Here is a 12,078-nt window from a genome sequence, read left to right on the forward strand (position 1 = left end):
AACCCGAACTTCGTACTCGATCCGGCGATGGACCCGTCACTGCTACCCTGGCTCTATCTGACTGATAGGTGATTGGCATGAGTGACCTGCTCGAACGGCTCCGAGGACGCGGCTGGCGGCTGACCGCGCAGCGACGCGTCGTCGCCGAGGTCCTCGACGGGGACCACGTCCACTACACCGCCGACGAGGTGCACGCGCTGGCATCCGACCGGCTCCCCGAGATCTCGCGCGCCACGGTCTACAACACCCTGGGCGAGCTGGTCTCGCTCGGCGAGGTGCTCGAGGTGAGCACGGACGGCCGGGCCAAGCGCTACGACCCCAATGCCCACCACGACCACCAGCACCTGGTCTGCTCGCGGTGCGGCACGATCCGCGACGTCCACGTCCAGGGCGACCCGCTCTCCGCCCTGCCCGAGCCGGAGCGCTACGGCTTCCAGGTCTCCGAGGTCACCGTGACCTACCGGGGCATCTGCCCCACCTGCAGCGCCCCGTCCTGACGCCGGAGGGAACCGGCCCCCGTCCGGGCCGCCCCCGCACCGCGGCACGCCGCACGCCCCCTTGAGCCCGCGCCCACCCGGCCGCGGGCTCCTTCGCGTGCCGCGCCCGCCCACCGGTCACCCCCGCCGCTCGTCCGTCACGCCTCTCCACCACACACCCGTGCCCGCAGGCCCCTTGCCCAAATCTGACGACCCGTCATATCGTCGGCCGCGCCGCGCTTCCCGGCCACCGGGCCTGCCCCGGCCCGGGCCCCGCACCACGGCGGCACCCTGTCCGCACTCCGCAAGGAGCACCCCGTGGGAGAGCCGCACCCGCCACCCTCAGCGCACCGCCCGCCCACCGCCCCGTCCCCCCGCCCGCCGGCCCTGCGCGCCCGCGCCCTGGCCCGCTCGTTCGGCCGCGGCAGCGCGGCACTGGCCGCCCTCGGCCCCCTGGACGCCGAGATCGCCCCGGGCGAATGCGTCTGCCTCGTCGGCCCGTCCGGCTGCGGGAAGTCGACCCTGCTGCGGATCGCCGCCGGCCTGCTGCGCCCCAGCGAGGGCGAGCTGGAAGTCCGGACGAGCGCCGGCCGGCCGACCGCGATGATCTTCCAGGACTACGGCATCTACGACTGGAAGACCGTGCTGGCCAATGTCCGCTTTGGCCTGGACATCCAGCGCGTGCCCCGTAAGGAGGCCGACGAACGGGCCCGCTCCTGGCTCGCCCGGATGGGACTGGCCGACTTCGCCGGTGCCTACCCCGCCACGCTGTCCGGCGGCATGCGCCAGCGCGTCGCCCTCGCCCGCGCACTGGCCGTGGAGCCAGGACTGCTGCTGATGGACGAGCCGTTCGCGGCCCTCGACGCCCAGTTGCGCACCATCCTCCAGGACGAACTGCTCGGCCTCACCCAGGCCACCCGCACCACCACCCTCTTCATCACCCACAGCCTCGAAGAGGCCCTGGTGCTCGGCGACCGGGTCCTGGTGATGTCCGCCCGGCCCGGCCGGATCATCGCCGAACGCCGCCCGCCGTTCGGCCGGCCCCGCACCGGCGCGGTCCGGAACGCACCCGAATTCACGGCCCTGAAGGCCGAGTTGTGGCAGCTGCTGCGCGGCGAGGTCGACGGAGCCACCGCGGCGCGGCCGGCCGCCGAGGGGACGGTCCCCGCATGACCGCCGCCCTCCGCCCGCCCGGTCCCGAGGACGGCCCGCCCGACCGCCTCCTCATCCACCGCCCCGGCCCCGGGGAACTGCGGCCCCGGCGCACCCACCGCCGCCGGCGCGCCCTGGAGCTCTCCCTCGCCGTCGCCGTCCCGCTGCTGCTGGTCGCGCTGTGGCAACTGGCCGCCGACCGGGCCTGGATCGACGCCCGCATCTACCCCGCCCCGTCCACCGTCCTGGCCGACGGATGGGACCGCGCCCTGGCCGGCGACCTGTGGCCGGACGTATGGGCCACCCTGCGGCGCGTCCTGGCCGGCTACGCCGTCGGCACCGTCTCCGGCTACCTCCTGGGCCTGCTGATGGGCTCGCTGCCGCTCGTGCGGGCCGCCCTCGAACCCCTGCTGGACGCCCTGTACGTCGTCCCCAAGCTCGCCCTGCTGCCGGTCTTCCTCAACATGTTCGGGCTCGGCGAAGGGCCGCAGGTCGCCCTCGTCGCCGCCACCGTCTTCTTCTTCGTCTGGATCTCCACCATGGCGGCGGTGCTGGCGATCCCCTCCGGGCACCGCGACGCCGGCCGGGTGTTCGGCGCGAGCCGCCGGCAGATGTTCCGGCACGTCCTGCTGCCCGCCTCCCTGCCCGCCGTCCTCGTGGGCGCCCGGATCGCCGCGGGCGTGGCGGTCCTGGTCATCGTCGCCTCGGAACAGATCGCCGCCACCGACGGCCTCGGCCATCTGATCTTCGACTCGCGCGCCCTGTTCCAGAACGACGTGATGTGCGTCGGCATCGTCTGCGTGGCCGTCCTCGGCGTGTTCTTCTCCGAGCTGGTGCGGCTGGCCGGGCGCTTCCTCACCCCCTGGGCGCCCCGCGACCGCGGCCGGTCCCGGAGCTGAGCCACCGCACCACCCGTCCGCCTCGCCGCCGCCCCGCACGGAGGTCCCATGCGCCCCCGCACCACCACCGTTGCCGCGCTCCTCACCGCGCTCGCCCTCGGCGCGGGCTGCGCCGCCCACCACGACGGCGCGGCCCCCACCGGTCCCCGCACCATCCGGCCCGTAGCGGGCTGCGGCAAGGCCTCCTGGACCGACCCCGCCGACCTCGCGCCGGACCGCACCCCCGCGCGCTGCGACAAGGGCGCCCCGGCCCCGCGCCCCCTCGCCAGGCACCGCACGCTCACCGTCGCCACCGGCACCCTCGGCGCCGAGTACGTGGCCCCGCTGCGGCTGGCCCTCGCCAAGGGCGAGTTCCGCAAGGAGGGCCTGGACGTCCGGCTGAAGGTCCTGCCCACCCCGGAGGCGCTGCCGCTGCTGGCCAAGGGCGACCTGGACGCGCTGTGGGCGGCCCCCGAGGCCGCCGTCGTCAACGGCGTCAACGGCGGCTTCGACATCCGCTGGGTGGCCGGCAACTTCTCTCCCGCCCCGAGGTCCAGGAGCGGCCTGTGGGTGCGCCTGAAGAGCGGGGAGAGCGCCTCCTCGGTCTCGCTGCGGGGTTCGAGGATGGGCACCATGATCGGGAAAGGCTCCGTGATCATGTACCCGATGGCCGCGTCCTTCGCCGCGCACGGCGCCGACCTGCGCTCCGTCGCCTTCCAGCAGCTCGGCTCCGCCGATGTCCTCACCGCCCTGACCGGCGGCGGGGTGGACTCCGCCTGGCTGCTCGACCCGGTCTGGCGCCGGGTCGACGGCGACCGGAAGTACGCCTTCCTCGGCGGCCAGCCCCAGGGCGAACCGCTCGGCGGCGCCCTGTACGGCCCGAACCTGCTCCAGCGGGACCCGGACGCCGGCGTCGCCTTCCTGCGGGCCTACATCCGCACGGTCAACACCTACTTCGCCGGCGACTACAAGGCCGACCGCGCCTTCGTCGCCGAGCTCGCGCGGCTGTTGAAATCCGATCCGAAGACCCTCGCCTCGGTGCCGTCGCTCCGGATGGACTGGGAGATCAGAAAGGGCACCGCGGCCCGGCTCCAGAAGGCCTACCGGGACACCGGCGTCACCCGGGGGGTGCCCCTGCCGGAGAACCGGCTCGTCGACCGCGGCCTGTACGCGGAGGCGGTCGGCCACCGGCCGCGGCCGTAGACACGACGAAGGCCCGGACTCCCAAGGAGTCCGGGCCTTCGTCGTGCAGTAGCGGGGACAGGATTTGAACCTGCGACCTCTGGGTTATGAGCCCAGCGAGCTACCGAGCTGCTCCACCCCGCGTCGTTGTTGGCTTTACTCTAACCCCGGGCCGACGACCAGCGCAAATCCCTTCCGCGCGGCCCCGGGGCCGGCTCTGTGGACCCGGCCCCGGACTCCCGTGGCGCCCGTGGGCGCCCACTACGCGCTGAGCTCCTCCTGGAGCGCCGTACGCAGCCGCGCCGCCCGCTCCGCCACCTCCGGCGGCCCCAGCTCGACGGCGCGCGCACACCAGCTCTGCGCCTCCGCGAGCGCACCGCGCCGGGCGGCGAGCAGCGCCAGCCGGAGCGCCGCCCGGCCGTGCCCGGTCTCCGCCGCGCGCTGCCACCACAGGGCGGCCTCGGGCAGGCTGCCCTCGCGGGCCAGCAGCAGCCCCAGGTTGAAGGCGCCGTTACGGCTGCCGGCCTCGGCCGCCGCGCGGTACCAGTCGGCGGCCTCGACGGCATCGCCACGAGCCGCCGCGAACATGCCAACCCGGACCTGGGCGCGGCGATGCCCCTGCCGCGCGGCCCGCTCGTACCACTGCACGCTCTCGTCGTCGGCCGTGCGCTCGCCATCCGCCCGCCCCTCGCCCGCGGCGGCCGCCCTGCGGTCGAGGAGGTCGGCGAGCCGGAAGGCCGCCTCGGCGCTGCCGCCACCGGCCGCACAGCGCAGGTTCCGCTCCGCGTCCTGCAGCTCACCGTCGCGCAGCTGCACGATGGCGACCTGGAGCGCCGCCTCCGTGTGCCCGGCCGCGGCCGCCCGCTCGTACCAGGTGTGCGCCGTACGCTCCGCACCGCGGCCGGCGAACAGGATGCCGAGGTTGAACGCGGCATCCACGCTGCCCGCCTCGGCCGCCTTGGAGAACCACGGCTCGGCCCCCGAGGCGTCGCCGCGCTGCAGCAGCAGGATGGCGAGCGCGTTGGCGGCCTCGCGGTGCCCGGCGTAGGCGGCCCGGCGGTACCACTGCTCGCCGCGCCCCTCCCGGCCCTGCTCGGCGCAGAGCAGCCCGATGTTGTAGGCGCCGTTCACGTCGCCCGCATCCAGCGCGACGCGGTACCACCGCTCGGCGGTCTGCAGTTCGCCGCGGTCGGCGTGCAGCGCGCCCAGCGCATTGGCAGCGTTGCCATCGCCGTCCTGGGCGGCCCGCCGCCACCATTCCGCCGCGCTCTCCTCGTCCCCCGCGTCCCGCAGCAGGAAGCCCAGCGCACAGGCCGCACGCGCCTCGCCGTCCTTGGCGGCGGACAGGTACCAGCGGCCCGCCTCCTGGACATCGCCGCGGTCCTCCAGCAGCGCCCCCAGCTGCAGCGCGGCGCGCCGGTGGCCCCGCGCGGCGGCCTGCCGGTACCACTGCTCGGCCTCCTCCTGCTGGGTCAGCTCGCCGTACGCGGGGACCGCCTCCCGGTCCGTGTCGCGGCCGTCCTCGATGAGCCGGGCCAGGCGGTAGGCGGCCTCGCGGTGACCGCGCTCGGCGGCCGTACGGAACCAGCGCTCGGCGCCGATGTCCCCGCGGTGCTCCAGCAGGTCGGCGAGTGCGTACGCGCCCAGGCAGTGGCCGGACTCGGCGGACTGGCGCAGCCAGTACTCGGCGGCCGGCTCGTCGCCGCGCTCGCGGTAGTGGCGCCCGAGGGCGTGCGCGGCGGCGGCTGAGCCGGCGACGGCCGCGATGCGCCACCAGCCGGCCGCCTCGTCCCCGTAGCCCCGCTGGTGCAGCAGCACGCCGAGGTTGTTGGCCGCGGCGCGGTCCCCGGCGGCGGCCGCGGAACGCAGATGCGGCTCGGCGCCGTCGAGGTCACCGCGGCGCAGCAGCATCGCGCCGAGGGCGCTCATCGCGGCGGTGTCGCCCGCCTCGGCGGCCCGGCGGTGGCCGGACTCGGTCACGGCATCGGACGCTTCGGCGGCCTCGGCGGCCTCCATCGCGTCCATCTGCAGCTCGGATTCGCGCCCGTCGTCGGGCGCATGCACAAACCGGTCCGTCTCCAACAACCTTGCCTTGTCCCCCATAAGACCCATCGTCGCATCACCTGTAACCCGCGTACACCTGGTATACCGCAGCCAGTGAGGTCACTTCAGCGGTTTGTCGACTTCCCGACACGACGACTTGGCAAACTCAAGCACACACCTTCCCCACATCGGCCGCGCGACCCGGCTTTGATCCGTATTTACCTGAACACATGACGAAGGCCCGGATCCTGGAGGATCCGGGCCTTCGTCTTTTCGTAGCGGGGACAGGATTTGAACCTGCGACCTCTGGGTTATGAGCCCAGCGAGCTACCGAGCTGCTCCACCCCGCGTCGTTGTGTCCTCAAGGTATCACGGCAGCGGGACGGTCCCGACCGACGCCGCGGCCCCTGGGGCCGCCGGTTCGCACCGGTGACCCCAGGGGCCGGGACAACGGAGCGGCTCAGCTGCCCGGCTTGCCGCCCTTCTCGGACGCCTTCGCCGCCCGGTCCAGCGCCGCCTTCAGCTTCTTCTGAGCCTCGCCGTAACCGGCCCAGTCGCCCGAGGCGCGCGCCTTCTCGCCCTCCTCGTAGGCCTTCTGCGCGTCGCCCAGGGCCTGCTGCACCGTCTGGCCGGACGGGGGCCGGCTGGTGTCCTGGTCGCCCGGCGGGTTCTCCGCGCCCGTACTGGGCGCCTTCTTGCCGAAGACCACGTCCAGCGCGTCCTTGAGGGAGTCCTCCAGGACGGGCTTGTTGTCGCCGTAGCTGACCAACACCTTCTTCAGGAGCGGGTAGTTGGTGTTGGCGCCGCGCAGGTAGACGGGTTCGACATAGAGCAGTCCGCCGTCCAGGGGCACGGTCAGCAGATTGCCGTACTCGATTTCCGAGTCGCCGAGCTTCTTGAGGATGTTGAGCTCATTGGCGATGTTCGGATCGGAGTTGAACTTCGACTGCACCAGCTGCGGGCCGGGCACCGGCGTCTGCGAGGGCAGTTTCAGCAGTCTGATCTTGCCGTAGTCGCCGCTGGTCGCATTGGCGTCGACGGCCATGAACGCACCGAGGTTGTCGCGCTTGTTGGGCGTGAAGGTCGTCGTCAGCGAGAAGGCCCGGTTCTTCTGGTCCGGCATCTTCATGCTCAGGTAGTACGGCGGAACCGCGTTGCCCGACTTGGTCGTCGGGTCGTTCGGGATCTGCCAGCGCTCGGAGCCGGTGTAGAAGGTGCCGGGGTCCGTGACGTGGTACGTGGTCAGCAGCTGGCGCTGCACCTTGAAGAGGTCCTGCGGGTAGCGCAGGTGCTCCTTGAGCGCCGGGCTGATGGCGCTCTTCTTCTCGACCGTGCCGGGGAACGACTTCATCCAGGTCTTGAGGACCGGGTCCTTCTCGTCCCACTGGTAGAGCTTCACCGAACCGTCGTAGGCGTCCACCGTCGCCTTGACGGAGTTGCGGATGTAGTTGACCTGGTTCTGCTGGGCCACCACCGCCCGCTGGCCGTCGGTGAGCGAATCGGCCGTGCTGTCCCCGAGCGTGGTGCGCGAGGCGTACGGGTAGCCGTTGCTGGTGGTGTAGGCGTCCACGATCCACTTGATCCGGCCGTCGATGACCGCCGGGTAGGCGTCGCCGTCGATGGTCAGCCAGGGGGCGACGGCTTCGACGCGCTCCTTGGGCGTGCGGTTGTACAGGATCCGCGAGCCCTTGCCGATCGCTCCGGAGTAGAGGATCTGCGGCTCCCCGAAGGCCGCCGCGTAGGCGGCGCGGTTGACCGGGTTGGAGAGGTTGACGCCGCTCTTGCCCCGGTAGCTGTAGCTCTTCTCGCCGCTGTCGTCGGAGTAGTCCAGTTCCTTCTGCGGACCGCCGACGATGGAGTACTGCGAGGTCTTCTCGCCGTAGTACACCCGCTGCTGGTACGGGGGCAGCTGCCCCTTGGCCGGCAGGTCCGACTCGGTGTACTTGGGGCCGCCGCCGTCGGAGGCCTCGGTCCCCTTGGCGGCGACCGCGCCGTAGCCGTGGGTGTACTTGAAGTGGTCGTTGATCCAGTTGCGCTCGGGGATACCGGCGATGTTCAGCTCGCGCAGACCGATGACGGTGTCCTGCTCGGCACCGTCCTTGTCCTTGTAGCGGTCGACATCGAGGGTGGAGGGGAACTGGTAGTACCCGCGCACCTGCTGCTGTTGCTGGAAGGCCGGCGAGACCACGTTCGGGTCGAGCAGCCGCATGCTGGCCGTGGTGTCGGCGTCGTCGCGCAGCCGCTGACTGTCCGCCTTGTCGGCGGGCTTGTAGTCGCCCTTGTACGGCGTGACCTCGGAGTTCTGGATGTCGTACGCATCCCGGGTCGCCTTGATGTTCTGCTTGATGTACGGCGCTTCCTTGGCCTGCTCGTTCGGCTGGACCTGGAACTTCTGCACGATCGCCGGGTACAGCCCGCCGATGAGGATCGCCGAGAGCACCATCAGGCCGAAGCCGATCACCGGCAGCTGCCACGTCCGCCGCCAGAGGGTGGCGAAGAACAGCACCGCACAGATCGCCGCGATGAAGAACAGGATCGTCTTCGCCGGGAGGTAGGCGTTGGCGTCGACGTACCGCAGGCCCGTCCAGTTGTCGGCGGACTTCAGGCCGCTGGACTTGACCGCCAGGCCGTACCGGTCGAGCCAGTACGCGATCGCCTTGAGCGAGACGAAGATGCCCAGCAGCACCGACAGATGGCCGGTGGCCGCCGCGGTCGCCCGCGAGCCGGGGCTGGTCAGCCGCAGCCCGCCGTAGAGGTAGTGCGTCAGCGCCGCGGCGACCAGACACAGCACCGCACAGGCGAAGCCGAAGCTCAACAGGAAGCGGTACCAGGGCAGATCGAACGTGTAGAAGGCGATGTCCATGCCGAACTGCGGGTCCGTCTTGCCGAACGGCACGGCGTTGACCCACTGCAGCCAGGTCCGCCACTCCCCCGAGGCGGAGGCGCCGGCGATCAGTCCGATCACCGCGGTGACCGCGATCAGCGCCCACTTCTTGAAGGGCGCGATACCCATGCGGTAACGGTCCAGGCTCTGCTGCTCCACGGACATCGCGCTCAGCGGCGGCCGCAGCCGGTGCGCGAGCCAGACGTTGACGCCGACGGCCACGGCCATCAGGACGCCGAAGGAGAAGAACAGACCGATCTTGGTCCACAGGGTGGTGGTGAAGACCGAGGAGTACTTGACCGAGCGGTACCAGAGCCAATCGGTCCAGAACCCCGCAAACATCACGAAGAGCATGGCCAGGACGGCCAGCACACCCAACGTCATGAGCAGGGTCCGGATCCGCCGCGATGGTCGGCCGACTCTGATCCGTGGCCCTGTCGGGCCTCCGCCGCGGTCCGGCATCTGGAAAGCCAAGGTGCGCACCTCGAAGTTCGCTGTCGTGTGGAGCAGGCCCGGCGATAGTAGGACCCACCGATGCAACTTACGAAGGCTTTACTCAGTTCCCGCTTTCCGGGGTACACAAGGCACGATGTTGAGCATGACTGACCTTCCTGGCTCTCCCGCTGCCGGCACCCCCCTCGCCGCCGACCCCCTGACCCGCGCGGTGCTCGAGATCGACGAGTACAGCGCCGGGCTCGGCTGGGATCAGCCGGCCCGACTGTTCGCCCTCGTCGACACCGCCAAGCTGCGTGCGCAGGAGCCCTCGCTCGCCGCCCAGCTCGGCATCGACGACTCCACCACCGCGTCCCTGACCCCCGTGGAACAGGACGAGATCCCGGCGGGCGTCCCGCTGGACGAGTTCCTCGCCACCATTGCCTGGCCCGATGCCGTCAGCGGCTGCGCGCTGACCGTGGAGCGGCTGATGCTGCCCCCGTCCGCCGAGGACTCCGAGCCCGCGGGCATGGACGAGGCGCGGCTCGCGAAGTGGGTCGCCGAGCACCCGGACCGCCAGGAGGTCCGGATGACGGTGGCCGTGCTGCGGGACGGCCGGCGCGAGTCGGCGCTGCGGCTGCGCGAGAAGGACTCCACGTCCGAGGTGCTCACCGGCTCGGCACTGGTGCCGGGCCTCGCGGAAGCGCTGTCCGCGACGTTCGAGGGCTGATCGCGGCCTGCCGGGCCGGCGCCCGGGCCGGACGTGCGCGCCGGGCCCGGGCGGCTCCCCGGTGGGGCCCTAGGAGTGGTGGCCTGCGGGGCTGCAGCTCGGCAGGCCCGCGGTGTCGCCCTTGCGGATCTTCTCCAGCGCCTTGACGGCGTCGCCTATGGTGCCGACCTTGACGAGCGTGAGCCCCTGCGGGGTGTCCTTGGCCGCGGCGGCGCAGTTCTCCTTGGGCGTCAGGAAGTACTGGGCGCCCTTGTCCCGCGCACCGACCGTCTTCATCGAGATGCCACCGATCGGGCCGACCTTGCCCTTGTCGTCGATGGTGCCCGTACCGGCCACGAACTTGCCGCCCGTCATGTCCCCGGGCGTGAGCTTGTCGACGATGCCGAGCGCGAACATCAGCCCGGCGCTCGGGCCGCCGACGTCGGCCAGCTTGACGTCGATGGGGAACGGGAAGATGTGATCCACCCCGGCCTGGATGCCCACGATGGCCCGGCCGTCGTCCGCCTTCTGCGTCGTGATCGTGATCTGCTTCGCGCCGGTCCCGGGCTTCTTGCCCCGCTTCTCCGCCGCGGCGGCGTCCTTGGCGGGGATGATCGTGAAGACGACCTTCTCGCCCGGCTTGTGCCGGGTGACGAGCTTGGCGACGTCGCCCGCCTGCTTGACCGCCGTGCCGTCCACCGCCTTGATCACGTCGCCCGCGTGCAGCCGCCCGTCGGCCGGCTTGTCCTTGACGACGGAACCGACGACGGTCTGCGCGGCGACCGGGAGGTGCAGCTGGTGGAGGGCGGAGGTCTTGGCACTCTCCTGGGACTGGCTGAACTCCTCGGCGTTCTCCTGGTCGGCCTGCTCGGCCGTCTGCCCCTCGGGGTAGAGCGTCTTGTGCGGCACCACGGCGTTGTCGTGGTCGAGCCAGCCGTAGACCGCCTCGAAGAGGTTCATGCGGTAGTCGGGGCCGGTGACGCGGACAGTGGTCATGTTGAGATGACCGGTCGTCGGGTACGTCTTGCGCCCGGAGATCTGCAGCACCGGCTCGCCGTCGTGATCACCGAGGGTGTTGACCGTCGGCCCCGGTGACATCTCGGAGTACGGCACGGGAATCAGTACCCCGGCGCAGAGCAGCGCGATCAGCATCAGGGTCGAGGCGAGCAGCGTCGCGGTGCGGCGTGGCATGGAACGACAGTACGGGACGGGTATGACAACCGGCCCGCGGGGCCGTCCGTACGAGATCGAACACCCGCCCGTACGCGGACCTCTCCCCCGGACGCGTCGGCCGCCCGCGCGAACCGGCGGGGAAGGTCAGACGGGGTCCGAGGCGGGGTCGGGGGCGGCGTGCTCCTTCTCCATGGCGTCGCGGAACCGGGCATAGCCCGCGAGCTCCGCAACATCCCCCGCTTTACGGTTCCGCAGGGCCCAGCTGCTCCACACCGCGGCAACCAGCCCGGCACCCACCGGAATCAGCAACCAGAGGAGCGCACCCATCAGCGACCTCCCAACCCCTTGTACGACCGCGATCGACGAATAAGCAGATTAACCATCTGCTGGGTCAACGCTCACGCCAGGGGGCGGGTTACGCAACCGGAACACAAGGCACCGGTTCGGCCTCACGTTCGGAGGCCACCACCCCGTGGCGACAAGGCCACGGCCTGCGCGTCTGCCGTCTCGCCTGCCCCGGGAACGTGCCGTTACGCACCGGGCGGATCATCGCTCTCCAGAAGACGGCGCTACGCGCCGACCCATTCTTCGGTGCCGTCGGAGAACGTCTGGTGCTTCCAGATCGGCACCTCGTGCTTGAGCTCGTCGATCAGCCTGCGGCAGGCCTCGAACGCCTCGCCGCGGTGCGGGCAGGAGACCGCGACCACCACGGCCAGGTCGCCGATGCGCAGATCGCCCACGCGGTGGACGGCGGCCAGCGCCCGTACCGGGAAATCGGCGATCACCTTCTCGGCGATCCGGCGCATCTCCGCCTCCGCCGTCGGATGCGCGGAGTAGCCCAGGCCCTCGACGTCGGAGCCGTTGTCGTGCGAGCGGACCGTGCCGACGAACAGGGCCGTGCCGCCGGCCGCCGCGTCTCCCACGGCGGCGAACACCTCGTCCACGGACAGCGCGCGCTCGCGGATCTCCAGGAGCCGGATCGGGTCCGGGGCGGCCTGCTCACCGGGGTGGTCGCGGCCGGGGGACGAAGGGGAGGGCATGCCAGACATACCCCCATCGTGCCGTACGCGGGCGCGGTGCGGAACGGCCGTTTCCGCCGGTCGTCCGGGCCGCCGTATGGAGACTCCTCCAGTCCGGCGGACCCGGTCG

10 protein-coding genes and 2 tRNA genes are annotated in these 12,078 nt (G+C 71.7%); 5 read left to right on the forward strand and 7 right to left on the reverse strand.

Annotated elements, in window-relative coordinates:
- Positions 1–77 precede the first annotated feature (77 nt).
- The 4 genes from Scani_RS04770 to Scani_RS04785 all read left to right on the forward strand — a co-directional run bounded on the left by Scani_RS04770 (position 78) and on the right by Scani_RS04785 (position 3,709).
- Positions 78–497 carry a Fur family transcriptional regulator gene (locus Scani_RS04770; protein ID WP_159470327.1) on the forward strand — a complete coding sequence of 140 codons (420 nt, stop codon included), beginning with the start codon at positions 78–80 and terminating at the stop codon, positions 495–497.
- 297 nt (positions 498–794) lie between these two features.
- Positions 795–1,649 carry an ABC transporter ATP-binding protein gene (locus Scani_RS04775; RefSeq protein ID WP_371872306.1) on the forward strand — a complete coding sequence of 285 codons (855 nt, stop codon included), beginning with the start codon at positions 795–797 and terminating at the stop codon, positions 1,647–1,649.
- Positions 1,646–2,527, forward strand: a complete 882-nt coding sequence (locus Scani_RS04780; protein WP_159470329.1) for an ABC transporter permease — start codon at positions 1,646–1,648, stop codon at positions 2,525–2,527. The genes Scani_RS04775 and Scani_RS04780 overlap by 4 nt, the downstream gene beginning before the upstream one ends.
- A gap of 48 nt (positions 2,528–2,575) precedes the next feature.
- A complete protein-coding gene (locus Scani_RS04785; RefSeq protein ID WP_159470331.1) occupies positions 2,576–3,709 on the forward strand; it encodes an ABC transporter substrate-binding protein in 1,134 nt (377 codons plus the stop codon).
- Between the two features lie 49 nt (positions 3,710–3,758).
- On the opposite strand, the gene Scani_RS04790 is transcribed toward Scani_RS04785, so the two are convergent.
- From Scani_RS04790 to Scani_RS04805, 4 genes are all read right to left on the reverse strand, one after another.
- Positions 3,759–3,832: transfer RNA gene (locus tag Scani_RS04790), tRNA-Met, on the reverse strand.
- Between the two features lie 117 nt (positions 3,833–3,949).
- Positions 3,950–5,800, reverse strand: coding sequence for a tetratricopeptide repeat protein (locus Scani_RS04795; RefSeq protein WP_174872613.1), 1,851 nt, complete (start codon positions 5,798–5,800; stop codon positions 3,950–3,952).
- A gap of 207 nt (positions 5,801–6,007) precedes the next feature.
- A tRNA-Met gene (locus Scani_RS04800) sits at positions 6,008–6,081 on the reverse strand.
- Between the two features lie 110 nt (positions 6,082–6,191).
- Positions 6,192–8,999: a UPF0182 family membrane protein gene (locus Scani_RS04805; protein WP_159470333.1), complete on the reverse strand. Its 2,808-nt coding sequence runs from the start codon at positions 8,997–8,999 to the stop codon at positions 6,192–6,194.
- Positions 9,000–9,204: 205 nt separating this feature from the next.
- Here Scani_RS04805 and Scani_RS04810 point away from each other — a divergent pair, with 205 nt between their 5' ends.
- Positions 9,205–9,777, forward strand: a complete 573-nt coding sequence (locus Scani_RS04810) for a PPA1309 family protein (protein WP_371872307.1) — start codon at positions 9,205–9,207, stop codon at positions 9,775–9,777.
- A 69-nt stretch (positions 9,778–9,846) separates the two neighbouring features.
- Here the strand turns inward: Scani_RS04810 and Scani_RS04815 are convergent, their stop codons facing one another.
- The 3 genes from Scani_RS04815 to Scani_RS04825 form a co-directional block, all read right to left on the reverse strand.
- The gene (locus Scani_RS04815) at positions 9,847–10,947 is read right to left on the reverse strand and encodes a YlbL family protein (RefSeq protein WP_159470337.1); all 1,101 of its coding nucleotides are present in this window, start codon (positions 10,945–10,947) and stop codon (positions 9,847–9,849) included.
- Between the two features lie 126 nt (positions 10,948–11,073).
- Positions 11,074–11,256, reverse strand: a complete 183-nt coding sequence (locus Scani_RS04820; RefSeq protein ID WP_159470339.1) for a hypothetical protein — start codon at positions 11,254–11,256, stop codon at positions 11,074–11,076.
- A 242-nt stretch (positions 11,257–11,498) separates the two neighbouring features.
- The gene (locus Scani_RS04825; protein ID WP_174872614.1) at positions 11,499–11,978 is read right to left on the reverse strand and encodes a molybdenum cofactor biosynthesis protein MoaE; all 480 of its coding nucleotides are present in this window, start codon (positions 11,976–11,978) and stop codon (positions 11,499–11,501) included.
- Positions 11,979–12,078: the final 100 nt, after the last annotated feature.

Source organism: Streptomyces caniferus, assembly GCF_009811555.1.
Taxonomy (GTDB): Bacteria; Actinomycetota; Actinomycetes; order Streptomycetales; family Streptomycetaceae; genus Streptomyces; species Streptomyces caniferus.